Origin of the sequence: Azonexus hydrophilus DSM 23864 (assembly GCF_000429605.1) — a bacterium.
In the GTDB taxonomy this organism is placed as follows: domain Bacteria; phylum Pseudomonadota; class Gammaproteobacteria; order Burkholderiales; family Rhodocyclaceae; genus Azonexus; species Azonexus hydrophilus.
Map to the genome: position 1 here is coordinate 1 of NZ_AUCE01000018.1, position 20,879 is coordinate 20,879.

16 protein-coding genes, 4 tRNA genes and 1 pseudogene are annotated in these 20,879 nt (G+C 60.9%); 10 read left to right on the forward strand and 11 right to left on the reverse strand.

The window, feature by feature from the left end; all coding sequences use genetic code 11:
• Nucleotides 1-255: 255 nt before the first annotated feature.
• Nucleotides 256-330 (reverse strand) — tRNA-Val (locus G471_RS0110070).
• Nucleotides 331-428: 98 nt separating this feature from the next.
• Between G471_RS0110070 and gltX the strand changes: the two genes are divergently transcribed.
• From gltX to G471_RS0110095, 5 genes are all read left to right on the forward strand, one after another.
• Nucleotides 429-1,823, forward strand: a complete 1,395-nt coding sequence (gene gltX, locus G471_RS0110075) for a glutamate--tRNA ligase (RefSeq protein WP_028995238.1) — start codon at nt 429-431, stop codon at nt 1,821-1,823.
• A 62-nt stretch (nt 1,824-1,885) separates the two neighbouring features.
• A tRNA-Ala gene (locus G471_RS0110080) sits at nt 1,886-1,961 on the forward strand.
• 23 nt (nt 1,962-1,984) lie between these two features.
• Nucleotides 1,985-2,060: transfer RNA gene (locus tag G471_RS0110085), tRNA-Glu, on the forward strand.
• Between the two features lie 13 nt (nt 2,061-2,073).
• Nucleotides 2,074-2,150: transfer RNA gene (locus G471_RS0110090), tRNA-Asp, on the forward strand.
• 100 nt (nt 2,151-2,250) lie between these two features.
• Nucleotides 2,251-3,861 carry a site-specific integrase gene (locus G471_RS0110095; protein ID WP_169720492.1) on the forward strand — a complete coding sequence of 537 codons (1,611 nt, stop codon included), beginning with the start codon at nt 2,251-2,253 and terminating at the stop codon, nt 3,859-3,861.
• A gap of 166 nt (nt 3,862-4,027) precedes the next feature.
• Here the strand turns inward: G471_RS0110095 and G471_RS18780 are convergent.
• The 8 genes and pseudogenes from G471_RS18780 to G471_RS0110135 all read right to left on the reverse strand — a co-directional run.
• Nucleotides 4,028-4,276, reverse strand: a pseudogene (locus G471_RS18780) (transposase); the annotation flags it as partial.
• 52 nt (nt 4,277-4,328) lie between these two features.
• Nucleotides 4,329-7,298: a Tn3 family transposase gene (locus G471_RS0110105; RefSeq protein WP_028995240.1), complete on the reverse strand. Its 2,970-nt coding sequence runs from the start codon at nt 7,296-7,298 to the stop codon at nt 4,329-4,331.
• 2 nt (nt 7,299-7,300) lie between these two features.
• Nucleotides 7,301-7,861: a recombinase family protein gene (locus G471_RS0110110; RefSeq protein WP_028995241.1), complete on the reverse strand. Its 561-nt coding sequence runs from the start codon at nt 7,859-7,861 to the stop codon at nt 7,301-7,303.
• Nucleotides 7,862-8,105: 244 nt separating this feature from the next.
• The gene (locus tag G471_RS0110115) at nt 8,106-8,489 is read right to left on the reverse strand and encodes a hypothetical protein (protein ID WP_028995242.1); all 384 of its coding nucleotides are present in this window, start codon (nt 8,487-8,489) and stop codon (nt 8,106-8,108) included.
• 25 nt (nt 8,490-8,514) lie between these two features.
• Entirely contained in the window at nt 8,515-11,634 is a 3,120-nt protein-coding gene (locus G471_RS0110120; RefSeq protein ID WP_028995243.1) for an efflux RND transporter permease subunit, read from the reverse strand.
• 12 nt (nt 11,635-11,646) lie between these two features.
• A complete protein-coding gene (locus tag G471_RS0110125; protein WP_028995244.1) occupies nt 11,647-12,669 on the reverse strand; it encodes an efflux RND transporter periplasmic adaptor subunit in 1,023 nt (340 codons plus the stop codon).
• Nucleotides 12,666-13,226 carry a hypothetical protein gene (locus G471_RS0110130; protein WP_028995245.1) on the reverse strand — a complete coding sequence of 187 codons (561 nt, stop codon included), beginning with the start codon at nt 13,224-13,226 and terminating at the stop codon, nt 12,666-12,668. Before G471_RS0110130 ends, G471_RS0110125 begins: the two co-directional genes overlap by 4 nt.
• Before the next feature lie 11 nt (nt 13,227-13,237).
• Nucleotides 13,238-14,536 (reverse strand): TolC family protein, encoded by a 1,299-nt coding sequence (locus G471_RS0110135; protein WP_028995246.1) that lies wholly within the window; start codon nt 14,534-14,536, stop codon nt 13,238-13,240.
• A 210-nt stretch (nt 14,537-14,746) separates the two neighbouring features.
• On the opposite strand from G471_RS0110135, the gene G471_RS19395 reads away from it, so the two are divergent.
• Nucleotides 14,747-15,121, forward strand: a complete 375-nt coding sequence (locus tag G471_RS19395; protein WP_157272498.1) for a hypothetical protein — start codon at nt 14,747-14,749, stop codon at nt 15,119-15,121.
• A gap of 3 nt (nt 15,122-15,124) precedes the next feature.
• Here the strand turns inward: G471_RS19395 and G471_RS0110145 are convergent, their stop codons facing one another.
• Complete coding sequence (locus G471_RS0110145; protein WP_028995248.1) at nt 15,125-15,502, reverse strand: hypothetical protein; 378 nt, start codon at nt 15,500-15,502, stop codon at nt 15,125-15,127.
• A 145-nt stretch (nt 15,503-15,647) separates the two neighbouring features.
• On the opposite strand from G471_RS0110145, the gene G471_RS0110150 reads away from it, so the two are divergent.
• Nucleotides 15,648-16,331, forward strand: coding sequence for a heavy metal response regulator transcription factor (locus G471_RS0110150; RefSeq protein ID WP_028995249.1), 684 nt, complete (start codon nt 15,648-15,650; stop codon nt 16,329-16,331).
• 11 nt (nt 16,332-16,342) lie between these two features.
• Nucleotides 16,343-17,659, forward strand: a complete 1,317-nt coding sequence (locus G471_RS0110155; protein ID WP_043421473.1) for a heavy metal sensor histidine kinase — start codon at nt 16,343-16,345, stop codon at nt 17,657-17,659.
• Nucleotides 17,660-17,695: 36 nt separating this feature from the next.
• On the opposite strand, the gene G471_RS0110160 is transcribed toward G471_RS0110155, so the two are convergent.
• Nucleotides 17,696-19,936, reverse strand: coding sequence for a heavy metal translocating P-type ATPase (locus G471_RS0110160; protein WP_028995251.1), 2,241 nt, complete (start codon nt 19,934-19,936; stop codon nt 17,696-17,698).
• An 89-nt stretch (nt 19,937-20,025) separates the two neighbouring features.
• Here G471_RS0110160 and G471_RS0110165 point away from each other — a divergent pair, with 89 nt between their 5' ends.
• Nucleotides 20,026-20,364 (forward strand): YnfA family protein, encoded by a 339-nt coding sequence (locus G471_RS0110165; protein ID WP_028995252.1) that lies wholly within the window; start codon nt 20,026-20,028, stop codon nt 20,362-20,364.
• 16 nt (nt 20,365-20,380) lie between these two features.
• Nucleotides 20,381-20,869 carry a Cd(II)/Pb(II)-responsive transcriptional regulator gene (gene cadR, locus G471_RS0110170; RefSeq protein ID WP_028995253.1) on the forward strand — a complete coding sequence of 163 codons (489 nt, stop codon included), beginning with the start codon at nt 20,381-20,383 and terminating at the stop codon, nt 20,867-20,869.
• Nucleotides 20,870-20,879: the final 10 nt, after the last annotated feature.

Here is a 20,879-nt window from a genome sequence, read left to right on the forward strand (position 1 = left end):
GGAAGGGGCCTAGAAGGCGCTGTAATGCCTTTGCCTACACGCACCTATGCCTGGAGAGGGTGGGCTCTTGTAGGGGCTTCCTGTGCTGTCAAGACTGGTGGGGTAGGTGCTGCTGTGGTAGCCTGGATATAGGCAGTCGGTCACCCGGCTGTCACCCTGAGTCACCCGAAACCCAAAACTGGGGACCGGCGAAAGGGGCAACGCTTGAGGACTAGAAAAGAAAAGGCCTGATTTCTCGGGCCTTCAGGTGCTCGATGGTGGGCGGTACTGGGTTCGAACCAGTGACCCCTGCCGTGTGAAGGCAGTGCTCTACCACTGAGCTAACCGCCCATCGAGGAAGGCGCGCATTTAACCATAACTCGCGCGACGGGTCAAACCTTGGTCGGCTAGAATACCGGACTTTGATCCAGACCGACGATTCGATTCCAATGAAGCCTGTCCGCACCCGTTTTGCCCCCAGCCCCACCGGTTACCTGCACATCGGCGGCGCCCGCACTGCCCTGTTCTCCTGGGCCTATGCGCGCCGCCACGGGGGCCAGTTCATCCTGCGCATCGAAGACACCGATGTCGCGCGCTCTACCCCGGAAGCCGTCCAGGCCATTCTCGACGGCATGGCCTGGCTGGAACTGACCCACGATGAAGGCCCCTTCTACCAGATGCAGCGCATGGACCGCTATCGCGAAGTGATCCAGCAGATGCTGGCGGCCGGCACCGCCTACTATTGCTACACCAGCCGCGAGGAACTGGACGCCCTGCGCGCCGAGCAGGATGCGCGCAAGGAAAAGCCGCGCTACGACGGCCGCTGGCGCCCCGAGGCGGGCAAGACCCTGCCGACGCCGCCGGCCGGCGTGCCGCCAGTGATCCGCTTCCGTAATCCCAAGGACGGCGTGGTCGCCTGGGACGATGCGGTCAAGGGACGCATCGAAATCGCCAACGCCGAACTCGACGACCTGATCATCGCCCGCGCCGACGGCACACCGACCTACAACTTCTGCGTCTGCGTCGACGACTGGGACATGGGCATCACCCACGTCATCCGCGGTGACGACCACGTCAACAACACCCCGCGCCAGATCAACATCCTGCAGGCGCTCGGCGCCGAAGTGCCGATCTACGGCCACCTGTCAATGATCCTCGGCGACGACGGCGCCAAGCTGTCCAAGCGCCACGGTGCCGTCTCAGTCATGCAGTACGACGAAGACGGCTTCCTCAAGGAAGCCGTGATCAACTACCTGGCGCGCCTGGGCTGGTCGCACGGCGACGACGAAATCTTCACCCGCGAGCAGTTCGTCGAATGGTTCGACCTCGACCACATCACCGCCTCCGCCGCCCAGTTCAATACCGAAAAGCTGCTGTGGTTGAACCAGCACTACATGAAACAGCTCCCGGTCGCGGAACTGGCCGCACACATCAAGCGCCGGCTTGCCGCCCGCGGTATCGACAGCGATGCCGGCCCCTGCCTGGAGAAGGCCGTCGCCCTCTACGTCGACCGCTGCAACACGCTCAACGTGCTGGCTGACGCAGTCGAGGTGTTCTACACCACGGTCACCCCGAGCGCGGAACTGCTCGCCCAGCACCTGACCGAGGAAACCCGGCCGGCGCTGGCCGATTTTTCTGCCGGGATCGCCGAAGTCGCCTGGGAGATCCCGGCGATTACCGCCCTGATCAAGGAAACCATTGCCCGCCACGGCCTCAAGATGCCGAAACTGGCGATGCCGCTGCGTGCCATCCTGGTCGGACAGACGCAAACGCCGTCGGTCGATGCAGTGATCGAGCTGATCGGTCGCGACCGTGTACTGGCTGCCCTGAAAAAATATCTCTAAAAATCGTGAAAGGCCCTTTACAAGGGGAAAGACGCTCCCTATAATGCGGCCTTCTTTCGAGCGGGGGTATAGCTCAGCTGGGAGAGCGCTTGCATGGCATGCAAGAGGTCAGCGGTTCGATCCCGCTTACCTCCACCATAAAAGCTCGAAGGAAAGTCCGGGTCCCCATCGTCTAGAGGCCTAGGACACCGCCCTTTCACGGCGGTAACTGGGGTTCGAATCCCCATGGGGATGCCAAAGGTTTTGGTGCGGAGTGGTAGTTCAGTTGGTTAGAATACCGGCCTGTCACGCCGGGGGTCGCGGGTTCGAGCCCCGTCCACTCCGCCAATTTATTCCCAAGTGGCTGATTATGTAGATATAATCAGCCACTATGGTGAGTAAGTTGGTACAAAAACAGGGTACAAAGCGCAGCCAGTCAGGACTGGACATGCCGCCTTACCTCACCCTCAAAAACAACACCTATTATTTCCGCCAAAGCATCCCGGCCGAGTTGCGTCCCCTCATCGGCAAACGGGAAATCAAAAAATCCCTAGGCCAGAGTTACCCTGCGGCTGTTCGCGAGTGCAAACGCTACGCTTTGCTCGCAGACAACCTCATCGCAGAAGCTCGCACTCGCCTCGATGCGATGCCTGTCGACCCCCTTTCCAGCCAAGGAATTCGTCGTACACACCTCGTTACACTGAACGAGGTAACGCCGGAACTGGAAACACAACTGGGTAATCTGGTTCGTGCTTCACTGCTCGATACGGATCGGCGCAAGCGCATCGCCGGAATGACCACCGAGGAATTCGAGGAATACGGCGAGCACATCGACCAGGCCATTACAGCCTTGCGCAAGCAACTAGCGATGGGATTGGTCGAGCCAATGCTTGAGAGCACCCGCATTTTCCTGATCGGGCGTGGCTATGTACCCGAGTTCTCTGAAAGCGACTGGCGAAAGATCGCGTATGTCGCCACCCAAGCTAACCTGGAAGCCTACGAAGGCATCAGAAAGCGCCATGAAGGCGCTATCGTTGGCGAAGACAAAGCCGAGATACTGCCCAGCCAATTTATCGCCCAGAACGCCAGCAAGGCTGTCGCCACCACCGATGACACCATCTCCTGGCAAATGCTTTACGACATATGGGACAAGGAATGCGAAAGGCGCGAAAACACCAGGGCTTCCTACCTTGCTGCCATGAATCTGTTCTCTGCATTCTGTAGCAAGAACCCTACCGAAGTTACCCGCGAGGACGCCCTCGCCTTCCGCGATTTTCTGCGTGACGAAAAGAAGCTTGCCCCCGGCACCATCGCCAACAAACTGGGCTTTGTTGGCACCCTGTTCGCCACTGGACGCGACAGCCCAACCCTGGTCAAGCGACTTCCCGAGAATCCGTTTGCCGACATCAAGGTCAAGCGTGCCCAGCGTGGCACTGCAGGTGAGAAGCGACAGCCTTTCACCGATGCCGAGCTGAAGATGATTTTCAACAGCCCGATATACACCGAACACAAGCGCCCGGCCGGCGGCGCTGGTGAAGCCTGTGCCTGGATTCCAGCCATCGCATATCTGACGGGAATGCGCCTCGAAGAAATTGCCACGCTCACCAAAAAGCAGTTCCAGGTCGACGCCAAGGGCAACCACTACATTCACATCCTCGACGGCAAGAATGAGAACAGCGCTGATCGGGACGTTCCGATCCACCCTGAACTGATCCGGGCCGGCTTATTGGAGTATGTGCGCAGTTGTCACGACCGCCTCTTTCCCAAGGTCAAATCCAAGGATGAGGTGCAGAGCGCATCGTTCTCGAAATGGTGGGCGCGCCACCTCGACAGACTCGGGATATCCGCGAAATCCAAGGTATTTCACAGTTTCCGACACCTGTTCAAAGACCTGTGCCGGAACGCTCGGATCGAGGATGCCGTAATTGACCAGATTTGCGGCCACGAACCGGGGACGGTGGGCGGCAAGTATGGTGCCGGGCGGCGTGTTGATGTGCTAGCGGAAGAACTGCAACGTGTAATACCACCGGTATCACTGCCGAAGATAATGGTCAAATAGCGGCAACATTTTCTCGCCGGCTTCTTTAAAGCTATTACCGCTCATCGGCGAGGCTGTGTGGAAACGTTCGGAAATTTTGGCTGCTACAGGTTGGGGGCAGAAATTCTGCCGGCTAATTTCGGGTTTTCCGGTTGGCATTCCGAATAGGAAGGGCAAAAAGGCCTGGTTAGGCCTGCATGGCTGCCTTTAGATCTGCAATGCCGATGATTTTCATGACTCGTTTCAGATTGTAGGCAAGGACATGCAGGCTCATTTCGGTACTGACCCGATCCAGGGTCCGGGTCAGGAAATGGGTGGCACCCATCCAATCCTTTAGCGTGCCGAATGGATGCTCAACAGTCTGTCGTCGCGTCCGCATGGCTTCGGGTTTCTTATCGAGGCGTTTCTGCATCGCTTCCAGGCTAGATTCATATTGGGTTCAACTCACGAAACGGAAAAAATCGTACGCTAAGACATCGGCATTGCCGCTAAGCTTCGCCGGGCATCCGTAGCGGCCGGAACTGGCCCTGTCCGAGTTGCTTGTTTTGACGCCAGATGTAGTCACCGGTCAGGTTGATGTGCTCCCAGCCCAGCGGCGACAGATGCGGCAACAGCTTCTCGTCAATGCTCACACCGGAGTCGCGCAGCGCCTGGACCGCTCGTTCCAGATAGACCGTGTTCCACAGTACGATGGCAGTTACCACCAAGTTGAGACCGCTGGCGCGATAGCGCTGGTTCTCGAAGCTCCGGTCGCGGATCTCGCCGAGCCGGTTCAGGAACACGGCGCGGGCCAGTGAATTCTTGGCCTCGCCCTTGTTCAAGCCGATCTGCACACGGCGGCGCAGTTCGACGTTCTGCATCCAGTCGAGCGCGAACAGCGTGCGCTCGATCCGTCCCAGTTCGCGCAGCGCCACCGCCAGGCCGTTCTGACGCGGGTAGCTACCGAGCTTGCGCAGCATCAGCGAGGCGGTGACGGTGCCCTGCTTGATCGACGCTGCCAGCCGGAGAATTTCGTCCCAATGTGCACGGATGTGCTTCACGTTGATGCTGCCGCCGATCAGGCCGGCCAGCGTTGGATACTGCTTCGCATCGCCGTGGACGTACAGGCGCTTGTCGGCCAGGTCGCGGATGCGCGGCGCAAAGCGGAACCCGAGCAGGTGCATCAACCCGAACACATGGTCGGTGAAGCCGGCTGTGTCGGTATAGTGCTCCTCGATCCGCAAGTCGGACTCGTGGTACAGCAGTCCATCCAGGACGTGGGTGGCGTCGCGCACGGTCGCGTTGATGACTTTGGTATGGAATGGCGCATATTGGTCGGAAATGTGGGTGTAGAACTGTACCCCCGGCTCTTGGCCATACTTCAGGTTCACTTGGCCGGCGAACTGGCCTCGGCCGCCGGCCTTGAAGTTCTGGCCGTCCGACGATGAGGTGGTGCCATCGCCCCAATAAGCAGCGAAGGGCTGGCGGAACTGCGCGTTGACCAACTCGGCCAGCCCAGCCGAGTAGGTTTCGTCGCGGATGTGCCACGCCTGCAACCAGGCCAGCTTGGCGTAGGTCGTGCCGGGGCAGGATTCCGCCATCTTGGAGAGGCCCAGGTTGATGGCGTCGGCCAGGATGGTGGTCAGCAGCAGATGCTGGTCTTCGGCCGCCGTACCGCTCTTGAGATGCTTGAAGTGCTGCGTGAAGCCGGTCCAGCTATCGACTTCCAGCAGCAACTCGGTGATCTTCAGGTGCGGCAACATGCCATACGCCTGCTGTATCAGCGCCTCGGCCTCGTCGGGCACGCCGTTGTCCAGTGGCGTGATCTTGAGGCGGCCGGCGCTGGTGATCGCCGCGTCGGGCAGTTCGTTGGCGGCGGCGAGCCGTTCCACGGTGGCCAGCTCGCGTTCCAGCACAGCCAGCCGTGCCGCCAGGAAGCGTTCACAGTCGGTTTCGACCGCGAGGCCCAGCTCCTGCTGCTGGCGCTGCGCCGCGAAGCGGGGCGCTGGCAGCAGGTATTCCTCGAAATCCTTGAACTGGCGCGATCCCTGCACCCATATGTCACCCGAGCGTAGCGAGTTCTTTAGTTCCGACAACACGCATAGCTCGTAGAAACGCCGATCCAGGCCATCTTCCGTGCGCACCAGGTTTTCCCAGCGCTTGCGCACGAACGACGTGGGCGCGTCGTCCGGCACCTTGCGCGCCTGACGGTCGTTCATCCCTTTGAGCACTTCGACGCCGGCCAGCAGTTCGCGCGCTGCCGGCGCGGCCTTCACGGTCAATGCTTCCAGCAGGGTCGGCGTGTAGCGCCGGAGCTGGGTGAAGCCGTCACCGACCAGGGACAGGAAATCGAAGTCTTCCGGCCGGGCCAGCGTTTCCGCTTCAGTGATGCTTTCGCTGAATACATTCCAGGGGATGATCGCCTCGATGGCGGCGAACGGGTCGTAGCCCGATTGCTTGGCTTCCAGCAGGGCGCGCCCGATGCGCGAGTACAGCCGCACCTTGTCGTTGATCGCCTTGCCGGACTGCTGGAAGCGGTCGGCGTGGTTGCGCTTGGCTTTGCTGAATAGCGAGCCCATGAAACGGTCGTGCAGGTCGATGATTTCGTCGATCAGCGTAGCGCGGGTGTCAAGGATCACCGCGACCAAGGTTGCATGGCGACGGTTCAGCTCCAGGTCGCGCAGGTGCTGTGCCGTCATTTGTCCGCCTTCACGGGCGAGCTTCAGTAGGCGGTTCTGGTGAATGGCGTGTTCCAGGTCGCCCGGCAGCGCCAGGTCGCGGATGGTTTTCAGCCGTTCCAGGTGGGCCAGCACATGCTTGGGCTTCGGCGGGCCGGGCGGCTGGCGTAGCCAGATCAGCCCGCTGCCCTTGGTGCCCTCGCGGATCGCCAGCAGGCCTTCGAGCAAGCGGCGGTGGAAATCACCAAGCGGCGCGGTGAGCGCTTCATAGACTTGGCGCGTGCCACGTGTCAGCGCCTCGCTGCACACGCGCTCGATGACATCGACGGTCGGAAGGATGATGCGTTGCTGCCGCAGCAACTCGACCAGCGCTTCGGCCAGCACGATACCCCGGTCGGTCTGCTGGGCCAGATCAGCGAGCAGGTGGACGAAGTGCCGATAGTCAGCGACAGCGAACGGCGTCAGCTTCAGCCACGCCTGCAACTCCAACAGATGCTCGCGCCGGGTTTCCGGCCGCTGCGCGTACTGCGGCCAGATGTCCGGCTCGATGCGCAACTGGCGGCCGACGATGTTCAGCAGGGAGGCGGGCGGCTCTGCATCAGTCGGCAGGGCAAAGCCGGGATAACGCAGGTAGCATAACTGCACCGCGAAGCCGAGTCGGTTGTGGCTGCCGCGCCGCTGGCGGATCACCGATAGGTCGGGTTCGGCAAAGGTGTAATGCTGAATGAGTTCGTCGTCGGTGGTCGGGAAGGCGAGCAGGCCGGTGCGCTCAGTTGGCGTCAGTAAATTGCGACGGGGCATGGTCAGTCATCCGTTCTCAGATACTGGTACAGGGTTTCGCGGCTGATGCCGAACTCGCGGGCAAGTTGTGCCTTCTTTTCGCCGGCCGCAGCGCGACGCCGCAACTCAGCCACCCGCTCCGGCGCGAGCGCCTTCTTGCGGCCCCGATAGGCCCCGCGCTGCTTGGCGAGCGCGATGCCCTCGCGCTGCCGCTCGCGGATCAGGGCGCGCTCGAACTCGGCGAATGCGCCCATCACCGAGAGCATCAGGTTTGCCATCGGCGAGTCCTCGCCGGTGAAGGTCAAGTGTTCTTTGACGAACTCGATGCGCACGCCGCGTTGCGTGAGGCCCTGCACCAAGCGGCGCAGATCGTCCAGGTTGCGGGCCAGGCGGTCCATGCTGTGCACCACCACCGTGTCACCCTCGCGCACGAACCCGAGCAGCGCGTCGAGCTGCGGACGCTGCGTGTCCTTGCCCGACGCCTTGTCGGTGAACACCTTGTCCACCTGGACCTGTTCCAGTTGCCGTTCCGGGTTCTGGTCGAAGCTGCTGACGCGGACGTAGCCGATGCGATGCCCCTGCAAGATGCCTCCCGAGCTGAAAGTGTCAGGCAGAAATCTATGGCCTTGTGCGGCATACGTCAAGAAATTGCAATCGCGGCTCTATTCTGACGCTTCCAGATGGCTTAGCCTGACATCCGGTTAGGGTGTAGCTCAAAATGACACCATGAGGCCACACAACGAAAATCCGCTATTCGGGAAGCACGAACCAAAACCATGGGCTTGTCGCCTTTTTGGCTTTTTATGCTTCCCGAAACAGGCTCGCCTTCTACTTCAACACGAAGCGAACCGTTGCCGGGGCTTTGCCCGGGACGGATACGAAGGCCACAATCTTGCTGTTGGCAAGTTTGAAACTGCCTGTGGCCTCCAGTTGCTGACCAGCCGGTTTCAACTCGACTTCCTGCTTGTCGGCGCCGACGAGGATGGTCAGTTTGGCGTTGGTCTTTGAAACATCCACTGGCTTGCCATGATCGCGCAAATACAACTGAATCAAATCCGGCTTGGCAACCAGTTCGTAATCCATATCCTTGACCTCACTGACCACGCCACCGTGGAGCGGCTTGTGTTCGTGATCGTGCTCGTGGCCACCAGCGGCGAAGGCAAGGCCGGATATGGAGAAGGCAAAAGCGGCGAGAAGATGAATCGGTTTCATGAGATTTCCTTTCGTTGAGTAATAATCAAAGCGCACCGGCATCGCGGTCGGCCATCAGGCGTTCCACATCCTTGCGGCCAAACAGCCAGAACATGGCAGGTGTCAGGAAGGTGTCGAGCAGGGTTGAACTGATCAGGCCAGAGAAGATGACCACCGCCACCGGATGCAAAATTTCCGTACCCGGCCGCTCGGCCTCGAACAGCAGCGGCGCCAGCGCGAAGGCGGTGACCAGCGCCGTCATCAAGACGGGCGCAAGACGTTCCAGCGAGCCGCGCAGGATCATCTGGTGGTCGAAGTTCTCGCCTTCCATGCGCATCAGGTTGATGTAGTGGCTGACCTTGAGGATGCCGTTGCGCACCGAAATGCCGGCCAGCGTGATGAAACCGACCAGCGCGGCGACCGACAGCGGCTGCCCGGAAAGCCACAAGCCGAGCACCGCGCCGACCAGTGCCAGCGGAATGTTGGCCATGATCAGCGCCGATAGCACGACCGATTTGTAGCGGCTGAACAGCACCACGAACATCAGCACCAGCGAGACGATGGAGAGCAGGCCAACCAGCCGCGACGCCTCCTCCTGCGCCTGGAACTGCCCACCCAGGGTGATGAAGTAGCCCTCCGGCAGCTTGCTGTCGCCGACCACCTTACGGATGTCCTCGACGATCTCGGACAGCGCCCGCCCTTGGGCGTTGGCTGAAAGCACGATGCGCCGCTTGCCGTCGTCGCGGCTGACCTGGTTCGGCCCGTCGCCGTCCTCGATGGTGGCGATTTTGGCCAAGGGAATCGGCCCACCGGGCGTTTCCAGCAAGATCTGCCCCAGCCCTTGCAACGAGCGGGACGACTCGGGCAAGCGCACAACCAGCGCAAAGCGCCGACCGCCCTCGACCACCTGCGTTACCTTTTCGCCTTCGACCAGGCTTTGCAGCGTCGCCAGAATCTGCGGCGTCGGCACGCCGTACTGTGCAGCCGTCGCGTAATTGACGCTGACCTTGATCTGCGGCGCCAGCACCTGCTTCTCGATTTCCAGATCGGCGATGCCGGGGATACCGGCCAGTCTGCCGCGCAAGACGTCGGCCTGACCGCGTAGGGTGTCCAAGTCATCGCCAAAAATCTTGATGGCGATCTGCGAACGCACCCCGGACAGCATGTGGTCGATACGGTGCGAGATGGGCTGGCCAATGGCTATCGCCGCCGGCAGGTTGATCAGGCGGGCGCGAATGTCCGCCGAAATCTCATCCATTGTGCGCGTCATTTCGGACGCCGGTTTCAGACCGACATCCAGTTCGCTAACATGAACACCTTCAGCATGCTCATCCAGTTCCGCCCGGCCGCTGCGTCGCCCGACGTGCACCACTTCAGGCACCGCCTTGACCAGCACCTCGGCCTGTTGCGCCAGAGCCGACGACTCGGCCAGCGTGACGCCGGGGTTGAGGCGCATGCCAATCAGCAGCGTCCCCTCATTGAAGGGCGGCAGGAAAGTCTTGGGGAAGAAGGGCACCGCGACTGCTGCCACCAAAATAGCGACGGCACCGGCCGCCAACGCCGCTTTGGGATGGTTGAGCACCGTCTGCAAACTGCGGCCGTAGCCGGCCTTCAGCCAGGCCAGCAGTTTCGTGTCGCCATGATCGAGCGACTTCATGCTTGGCAACAGGTAGAAGGAGAGCACCGGCGTCACCGTCACCGACACCACCAGCGAAGCCAGCGTCGAAACGATGAAAGCGATGCCGAGCGGCACGAACAAGCGCCCTTCCATGCCGGGCAGCGCGAAGAGCGGCAGGAAAACCAGCACGATGATGATCGTTGCGTAGAGGATGGCTGAACGCACCTCCATCGTCGCATGGGCCACCAGTTCAATCGGGTGCATCCGGTGATCGTGGTGTTTGGCCCGGTCCTCCTTTAGCCGTCGCAGCACGTTCTCGACACCGACTACCGCGTCATCGACCAGGCCACCGATGGCGATGGCCAGGCCACCAAGGGTCATGGTGTTAATCGACAAGCCGTAATAGTCAAAAACCAGCGCCGTCATGAAAATCGACACCGGGATAGCGGTTAGGGCGATCACCGTCGGGCGCAAGGTGCCCAGAAAGAAGAACAGGATGACCGCGACGAAGACCGATGCCCCGATCAGCTTGCCTTGCAGCGTGCTGATCGACGACTCGATGAAACTCGCCTGGCGGAAAGTCACCTTGGGCGCCTCCATACCGGCTGGCAGCGATTTCTTCAGATCCTCCACGGCGGCCTCGATGCTCCGGGTCAGATGGATGGTATCGGCCGTCGGCTGCTTCTGGATGCCCAGAATCACCGCCGGTTTGCCCTCGAAACCGGCATCGCCCCGCTTGATGGCCGGTGCGAAGGTCACGTCGGCGATTTGCCGCAATAAAACGGGTTGACCGTGGCGGGCCGTCAGCGCCAGGTTCTTCAGGTCATCCAGACGCGACGTGCGGCCGAGATGGCGAATCAGGTATTCGCGCCCGTTGAGTTCCAGGAAGCCGCCGGAGGTGTTGGCCGAGTAGCCCTTGAGCGCCCCGGTTAACTGCTCGTGTGTGATACCCAGTTCCGCCATGCGTGTCGTGTTCGGTTGCACCTGGAACTGGCGGACCTCGCCGCCGATGGGGATCACCTGAGCCACACCGGCGATGGCCATCAGACGCGGACGCAGCACCCAGTCGGCGTATTCGCGCACCTGCATCGGCGAAATCTTCGCCGTGTCGATGGGAATGGCGATCTGCATGATTTCGCCCATGATCGAACTGATCGGCCCCATGCGCGGCGTGACGCCCGCTGGCAGCCCTTCCTCCATCGAGGAAAGACGTTCAGACACCATCTGCCTAGCCCGGAAAATCTCTGTTTTCCAGTTGAAGGTCACATAAATGAAAGAGAGGCCGGCGCTGGAGACCGAGCGCACGCTTTCCACCCCTGGCAGACCGTTCATGGTCGTTTCCAGCGGGAAGGTGATCAGTTGTTCCACTTCCTCGGCGGCCATACCGCCGGACTCGGTCATGATGGTGACCGTCGGTTTGTTGAGGTCCGGAAACACATCCACCGGTGTGCGGGAGAGCGTGAATGCCCCATAAGCCATCAGCACCAAGCTGGCGATGATGACCAGCAGGCGGTTGGCAAGGCTGTTGTCGAGAAGCCACTTGAACATGATTGGCTCCGCTCAGCGTATCTGGTTAATCAGAGTGGCCGCGCGGACGGCAACCCGATCCCCGGCTTTCAGACCGCTGGTCACCGCCACGTGGGTGCCGTCCAGCGGCTCGGCGGTGACTGTGCGCGGCTCAAAGCGTTCCGGCGCCGTCTTGACCCAGACGATGCTCTGGTTCGCAGGGTTCTTCATTAGCGCCGCCATCGGCACGCGGATGCCCGGCACCGTGCTGCGCGTCTGCACGAAGACCCGAACTGGCTGGCCGACGGCCAACGCCGCCAAAGCGCCGCCTTCACCCCGGAAGGTCAGCGGCAGTGCCTGCTCACGCAGGCTGCGGGCGACGCCGACTAGGCGTAGCGGCAGCTTCTGCTCACCAACGGCAACAAAGGCACCAGCCACATCGCTGGCGACGGCCATATCGAAAGCCAGCGCCTCGATCAGCATGCGTTCCGGATTGACGATCTCGAACAGGGTTTCGCGGGCTTCGAGCACCTGACCGGAAACGACGTTGGCCGAGGCGATAACGCCACTGACCGGCGCCACCAGTTGTTCGTTGGCCACGGCGGCCTCGGCTTCCTCGATGAGCTTGCGCGGCACGGTATCGGACAGTTCGCGTAGGCGGCGCAGGCGGCTTTCCGCCAGCGAGCGGCTATTGCCGCCGACTTCTGGCGTCACGTAAGCCAGCACCTCTCCTTTCTTGACCTGCTGGCCGGGCAGCGGCAGACCGCGTGGCCCCGGCGTGACACGGCCGGCGACGATGGCCTGCACTTTGCCGCCGGCATTCGGGTCCATGACCACCTTGCCGGCCAGTTCATGGGTACGGGGCAGTTCGCCGGGTTCAACCAGCAGGGTACGAACACCGATCTGGCGTTGCGCCGGTTTGGGCAGGAAGACGCTGCCGTCCGGCTGGCGTTTCGGGCCGTTGCCGCTGGCAACGGGCGGGGCGTCGCCGTGGTCATGGCCGTCGCCGGCCAGAGCCGGCATTGGAGAGAACAAGAGGGAAAGGCAAAGGGCGCTCAATAACAGACGGGGCTTCATGCGGCACCTCCGAAATGCGGTTTACGGGAAGCACGCAGGCGGCGCAATAGAGCGGCAAGGATCAACAGCCCCCCTCCGGCGGCACCACCCCACAGGGCGTATTCCTTCCAGCCATGTGTGTGGGCGGTCGTTTCGGCATGCGCCTCCTCGTGCATGTCGAGTTCACCAGCCAGCAAGTCGGTTTCCTCGCCGGCGATAACGGTCGCCGCGACCGACACGACCCCCGGCTTGAGTTCCTGCGCCAGCGTCGCCTCGAACTCCCCGTCGGCATGCGGTTCGACGGGGACTTTGACGCCGCCGAGTTCCAGTTCGAGCTGGGCGTTTTTGACCGGGCTGCCGTCGGCATAGCGGTCGAGATAGAGCGTCAGTTGCTTGCCATTGACGACGCCGACCAGTTCAAAGGTTTCGGACGTTGCCGCAAAACGTGGCGCGGCGGGACCGGCGGATGAAGCAGGCGCCTCGCCGTGGTCGTGCCCGTCACCGGCCCAGGCCAGTGGCGCGGCCAAGGCGATCCAGGCGGCCCATCCCAAAGCGGCCAGCGTGTTTGTTGCTCTCATGTTCGGGTTCCTCATTTTTGTTCGGGGAGCAGGCCCAAGGCCTGGCGCAGGGCGGAGATCGCGGCGGCCAGATCAATCCGGGCGCGAGCGTTTTGCCGTTCAGCTTCGACGGCTTCGAGTTCGATACGCAAGCGGGTTGGCAGATCGCTTTCGCCCAGACGGAAGGACTTCTCGAAGAACCCCCGCGACTCACGCGCCAGTTGAGCGCGCTTCTCGGCAGCCACCAGTTGCGTGCGGCTGGATTCGACGCGCACCCGCGCCGCTTCCAGATCGGCTGCCAGGCGCTCGCGTTCAAGGCGAAGTTGACCTTCGGTTTCGAGGGCTTCGGCACGGGCCAGGCCGAGTTTGGCGCGATTTCGGCTATCCGAACCAAACGGGATGCGTACACCGAGTGTGACGGTCTGCTGATAGTCGTCACCGAAAGCGCCTCGCTCACGGGTGGTGGCCAACAACAGTTCGGGATTGTTCCTTGTCTGCACACTGGCCAGATCGGCGCTGCGGCGGGCGACTTCGGCTCGGTCGAACAGTTCGACGACCGCCGGGTGGGTCGCATCCAGGGCGGTGAAGTCGGCAGGCACCGCCGGCGGGGTTTCAGGTCCGTCGGCTGCTTTCTCATCCGGCAGCTTGCCGACCAAGGCGCGCAGTTGCTGAGTGCTGGCGGCCAGCAGGCTGGCGCTTTCCGCCAGCGTCACCTCGGCGCTGGCCGCCGCGCCATCGGCCTGATGCTGGTCCGAGCGGGCCAGGTCGCCAGCCTTGACCCGGCGGCGGACATCTTCTGCCAGTTTTTGCGCACTGACCAGGCGCTCGCGGGCCAGAGCCTGTTCGCCGCGAGCCCGCTGCCAGTTCCACCAGGCATCACGCACGGCGGCGGCAGTACGCAGTTGGGCCGCCGTCACCCGGCTATCCAGGGCTTTGGATTCGGCATCGGCCAGGGCGCCCTGACGGGAGCGCTCGCCCGGCAGCCACAGGGGCAAGGCGACGCCGGCCGCGTATTCGCGGCTGCCTTGATTCTTGCTCAGTTGGTCGGTCTTGCCGGCCAAATCCAGCGACGGTGGTTGAGCCGTCCAACTGTCGGCAACTTGCCGACGCGCCTCGGCCGCATCGCGCCGCAGATCGATGGATTGTGCCTCAGGTTGTCTTGCCCAGGCAGCAGCAAAGGCTTGCGGCAAGGTAATCGTGGCACCAGCGGGGGCTGGCGTCGATTGCGCCCATAGGTCGCCGGTCGATAGCGCAGCGAGCGAGCACAGCCCGGTAACGAGCAGGCGGGCCGGTAAAAATGTCGTTCGTGGAACAGAATTACTTTTGGACATCCGATTCTCCAGTGATGAAAAAGACACACGGGGAATCGGCGAGGTGCGACCGGGAAGCGTCGCAATGCGTCAGGGCGGATCAGTCCACCACAGCCGCAAGGGAGAAGCGCAGAAAAGTGCTATCCACCCCGCCGATTAGGCGAGGACGGACCAGTTGGGGCGTTCGGGTTGGACCGTGGGCGGCGAAGCTAAAACGCCCGGATGCCAAGGATGATCGACGAAAGTCGTAGCCATGAGGGGGACCGCCGCAATGCCGGTCAGCGCTGCGGCGCAACTGGCATGACAGGCGGCGCAGTCGCCATCGATGCCGCCGCCCAAGGCTTTGGCGTCGATATCACCGCTCTCATCGGCATGATGCTTGTGTTCATGATGCCCAAAATGCTGAGCGGCCGCACCGGTTTCGTGCTGGCAATAGCCACCGACCGCCGCCCAGGTGAACTGGAACGGCAGAAAAGCGAGCAGAAGGATGGAAAGCCAGCGACGCATTGGGCGGATGTTAGCAGAACTATTGGGGGGCAAAAACAGATGGCCAAGAATTCGCGTCCTGGCCATTGTCGGATGGGCGGTCGAGTGTGTCAGAAATAACGATTAACCTCCTTGATACAGGGCATCGCGTTGCTTCCTTTCTTCCGAAGTCATGTCCAAGGATGGTGCGGGTGTATCGTGCCTGAGCTTGTCGACGTGTTGCCATTTCCCATCGCGATAGGCATATTCGTGCGGAATCAGCGCCCAGCCTTGGTCACCGCCCACGTAACGATACTGGCCATCAGCGCTAACCGGATTGCGTTTGAAGTTATCGAGTTCCTGTTGCACTTGCGCGGCGGATTTGCTGCCCGAATCATGCGCCGGGTAGAATTTTGTCGTACCCTCCGGCGTGCTGTGCATGACCGACTCGGCCAACACTTGCCCTGACAGGGCCAAACCAGCACAGAGAACGGGGATGGAAAGGGCTTGTTTGACGTTCATGATAGAACTCCTTCAATGATGTTTAGGTTCATCGGGTTTGGGGTATGCCGAACAACTGAACGGCATGGATGAACTATAAAAAATCAGCACTGACAGAACGCCAACAGGAAGTTTACAAAATTGACATCTTTCGATTCGTGAAGAAATGAAACTATTGGTTGTCGAAGATGAGCAAAAGCTTGCCCAATACCTGCAAAAGGGATTGGGTACCGCAGGCTTTGTCGTTGACCTTGCCCACGACGGCGTAACGGGACTCCACATGAGCTTGGAGTTCGATTACGCGGCCATCATCCTCGACTCCATGCTGCCCGGCATGGACGGGCTCTCCTTGTTGGCTGCCTTGCGCACTAAGAAGCAAACACCGGTATTGATGCTGACCGCGCGTGGCAAAGTGGAGGACCGGGTTAACGGTTTGCAAACCGGCGCCGACGATTATCTGGTCAAGCCGTTTGCCTTTTCCGAGCTGATTGCTCGAATTCAGGGACTGTTGCGCCGGTCGGCCACGCAGCAACCGGAAGCCACGTCGAACCGTCTTGCTTTACACGATCTTGAAATGGATCTGGCCCGCCGCAAGGTTCTCAGGAACGGTCAGCGCATCGATCTGAGCGCCAAGGAGTTCCTGTTGCTTTCTCTGTTTCTCAGGAAACAAGGTGAGGTGCTGTCGCGAACCGAGATTGCCGAGCAGGTTTGGGATATGAATTTCGACAGCAACACCAACGTCGTCGAAGTTTCGATCAAGCGACTGCGCGCCAAAATAGATACGCCCTTCGAGATACCGTTGCTGCATACCGTACGCGGTATGGGCTATGTCCTTGAACTGCGCGAATGAGACTGGGAAGGATGATCAATCCGACGCTGAGCGGTCGCCTCATACGCTGGCTCGCTTCGCTGAGCCTGGGTGTTCTGGGATGCTTGTGCCTCGGCGTTTTTTTTTCGGTCAAAGCCAATCTTGGAACACAACAGGACCAGCGCCTTGAAAAGCTCAGCACGGCAATTCGGCACCTGTTTGAAGAAACACCGGAACACCTGCAACCGGGATCGCTTGAACACGACCTGGAGGATCTTCTAAAAATCAATCGGGACTCGCATCTCAAGTTAATCGATAGGCTGGGTGAGGCTCGCTTCATCTCGACGCCAAGTGCGTGGCCATCAAAAGCTCGTTTTTATTCGTTTGCACTCCCCGATGAAGCGCAGAGGACAGATTTTGCCGTTGCCGAATTGGCACTTGAGATTGCGCCTGATGAAGCGATTCTGGATCGCCTCGCAGCCATCCTCTGGGGGGCTGCCTTGATCGGGAGTGCCGCAATCACCCTGGGCGGCTACCTGATCGTGTATTACGGACTGGCCCCCATTCGGACGCTGGCAGAGCAAACGCGCAGTCTCGCAATACTTTCCCTCGACACGCGCTTGGAAACAGAGGGGATCCCTGCCGAGTTGCAAGTTCTCATCGATCATTTCAACGACTTGCTGAATCGACTGGAAAAGGCCTATCAGCAACTCGAAGGGTTCAATTCCGACGTGGCGCACGAATTGAGAACCCCATTGGCGAACATCATCGCCAGCAGCGAGTTGGCCTTGCGTAGCAACGACAAGGACGAACACCTGCGTGATTGCATCGGTTCGAATCTCGAAGAAATGCACAGGCTTTCGTGCATCGTCAATGATATGCTGTTTCTGTCGCAAGCCGACCGGGGTGCTAAAGCCCGGCGGATGCCCATTCATAGCCTTGCCCAGCTCTGCGCCGAAGTGGCCGACTACTACGAAGCGGTGCTGATCGAATCTGACCTTCAATGGTCTATCGAAGGCGATGCATCAGGCCAGTACGACGCGGCGCTGCTCCGGCGCGTACTGTCCAATCTGCTGAATAATGCGGCTCGGTATGCCGATCCCGGAAGTTCAATCGTGATTCGTATCGTCGTGGAAACTCATGGACACATCAAGCTCTCGATGATCAATCGAGGAGAACCGATTTCTGCTGAAAGTCTGCCTCATATCTTCGACCGCTTTTTCCGCGTAGATGCCTCACGTAGCCACGGCCATCAGAATCATGGACTGGGTCTCGCCATCGTTGGCGCGATTGCCCGAATGCATGACGGGGAGGCCTTCGCAAAATCCGCCCATGGTGAGACAGAAATAGGCGTACGACTGGCCGGCTGATGGCCCCGCTGCTTTTTGCCAACCAACAATGGGTCTTTAGTCTTTGGTTTGCGGTGCAGAGGTTCGCAATATCCGCAGACCGTTGGCGACGACCAGCAGGCTGGCGCCCATGTCGGCAAACACCGCCATCCACATGGTGGCATTTCCGAACACCGCGAGCCCGAGAAAAATCGCCTTAATGCCCAGGGCCAGCCCGATGTTTTGCCAGAGGACCGAATGGGTGCGCCGGGACAGGCGAATGGTCTCGGGAATGCGCCGCAGGTCGTCGTTCATGATCACCACGTCGGCGGCCTCCATCGCCGTGTCCGTGCCGGCCGCGCCCATGGCTACGCCGATGTCGGCCCTGGCAAGCGCGGGTGCGTCGTTGATGCCGTCGCCGGTCATCGCGGTCGGGCCATAGCGACGCTGCAAATCTTCGATGGCCGCCAGTTTGTCCTCTGGGAGAAGATTGCCCCGGGCGTCGTCGATGCCGGCTTCCTTGGCAATGCTCGCGGCCGTCGCCACATTGTCGCCGGTCAGCATGATCGAGACGACACCGAGACGGTGCAGATCGGCCACTGCCTCCCGCGAACTTTCCTTGATGGTGTCCGCCACCGCAAAAATCGCCAGCACCTGCTGTGCAGACGCCAGCATGGTCACCGTCCGGCCTTGCATCTCGTGCACCTGAAGGCGCGCCTCGATTTCGGCACTGCACAGCTTGCGCTCCTCAACCAGTCGATGGTTGCCGAGAAAGAGGAGTTGGCCATCCGTGCGAGCTTCAACACCTCGTCCGGCGAGTGCGACAAAATCGGTCAAGCCGTTCTCTGGAAGCTTGAGACCGGTCGCAATCGCTTTTGAGACCGGATGGTCCGAGTGTCCGGCCAGGCTGGCCGCCCAGGCAAGCACTTGCGATTCGGGGACCGCCGAGGGAAGTATTTCCGTGGCGACCAGACGGGGTTTGCCTTCGGTAATGGTACCGGTCTTGTCGAGGGCAATGACCCGCAGTTTTCGGGCCTCTTCGAGATAGACACCGCCCTTGATCAGGATGCCGCGTCGAGCTGCTGCCGCCAGTCCGCTGACGACCGTTACCGGCGTGGCAAGCACCAACGCGCAGGGGCAAGCGATGACCAGCAGCACCAGGGCCTTGTAGATCGCCTGCGTCCAAGTCCAGCCGAGGAGCCAGGGTGTCAAAATGGCCACGGCAAGTGCGATGCAGAACACAGCCGGGGTGTAGATTGCGGCAAACTGATCCACGAAGCGTTGGGTTGGCGCTTGCGTCCCCTGCGCCTGTTCGACCGCGTGGATGATGCGGGCCAGCGTGGTGTTGTCGGCAGCAGCCGTCACACGGAACTCCAGAATGCCGGTTTCGTTGATCGTGCCGGCGAATACCGGGTCGCCGGCCACCTTGTCAATCGGGATGCTTTCGCCGGTGACCGGCGCCTGATTGACCGCACTGGTTCCTGCCGTCACCTGACCATCGAGCGGTATCCTGGCGCCGGGTTTGACCCGAACGCAGGCTTCCAGCTTTACCTCTGCGGCGGGTATTTCCCGCCATGTTCCATCAACCTGCCGAACTTCCGCCGTCTCCGGCGTCAAGTCAAGCAGGCCCTTGATGGCGTTACGCGCCCGATCCACGGAGCGGGCCTCGATCAGTTCGGCAATGGCATACAAGGCCATAACCATCGCCGCCTCGGGCCACTGTCCAATGAGGAAGGCACCGGTCACCGCTACGCCCATCAGCGCGTTCATGTTCAACTGCCCGCGCCGCAATGCCGCCACGCCTTTGCTATAGGTGGAAATGCCGGACAGCCAGAGGGCGGCGATGGCCAATGCCATACCGAAGCCCTTGAAAGGCAATGTGTCGGGCGCGAAGAAATCCAGCGCTTCCGCACCGACGGCCAGCCCCAGCGCCAGAATGCTTCGCCATAGCTCACTGACGCCGACGTTTTTCGTTGCCGCTTGGTCTGCCGAGACCGCTTTGGGGCTGAATCCCGCCTTGCGGATAGCGGCCAAGGCGGCATCGAGGGCATCCGTCGTCGCATCTATCGAAACGGTGCGTGCCGACAGTTGGAAACGCAGGGAACGGATGCCCTCGATGCCGGCCACCGCACGGCGGATGTCATTCTCCTCGTTCGGGCAGTCCATGGTTGGAATCACGAAGACGGGCACGCCATCGCTTTGTGCGAGATCGAAGACTGCCGGGATTTCTGCGGCCATGGGGACTGCTGCGGAACAGCCGCCTGCACATCCGCTATGGGCGGTTTCCTGAAGGGGCTTCGGGTTGGGATCAAGACTCATGGCGTTCTCCTTGTTTCCCGCATTAGAAACCCTTGAGTGACTACAGAGTCAAGTGATTACAATAATGGAAAATAGTTGGAGCCAAAGCAATGCTTGAGTTCGTCAAAGTTCTGGGATTGTTCGCCATAACAGCGCTGGCCGAGATTCTCGGCTGCTATCTGCCGTGGCTGGTGCTGACCCAGCAGCGTTCAGTTTGGTTATTGATCCCCGCCGCCGTTTCCCTGGGTGTGTTTGCCTGGCTGCTGACCCTGCACCCAGGCGCCGCCGGGCGAACCTACGCCGCCTACGGGGGAGTCTACGTGGCGATTGCCCTGATCTGGCTATGGCGGATCGATGGCGTCGTGCCAACCCGATGGGATCTTGTCGGCAGTGCGGTCTCACTGGCCGGTATGGCGATCATCATGCTCCAACCGGCTCGACCCGTTTGAACATCAGGAGACGAAGATGAAAATCGGTGAACTGGCCCGCCTTGCCGGGACGAATGTGGAAACGATCCGCTATTACGAGCGTGATGGGCTGCTGCCCGTACCGGCCCGCAGCGAAGGCAACTACCGCATCTATGGGGAAACCCATGTCCAGCGACTGTCCTTTATTCGGCGTTGTCGCAGTCTGGACATGACGCTGGATGAGATCCGGGTCTTGCTGCACTTCAAGGAGTCACCACAGGAGAACTGCGCGGATGTGAATCGCCTGCTTGACCGACACATTGGGCACGTCGCCCAACGGATGCAAGAGCTTCAGGAACTGGAAAGGCAACTAAAAGACCTGCGTGAGCGGTGTGGCGAGGCACGGGAAGCTGCGCACTGCGGCATTCTTGACGGCTTGTCTCAAGCGATTGTGCCTGGCGGCGAGACGGCATCCCACGTTCAGGGAACGCATCGGCATGCTGCAAACCGCAGCTTGGCGAAGGGTAATCAAGGCAACCAAGTTTGATGACATTGGG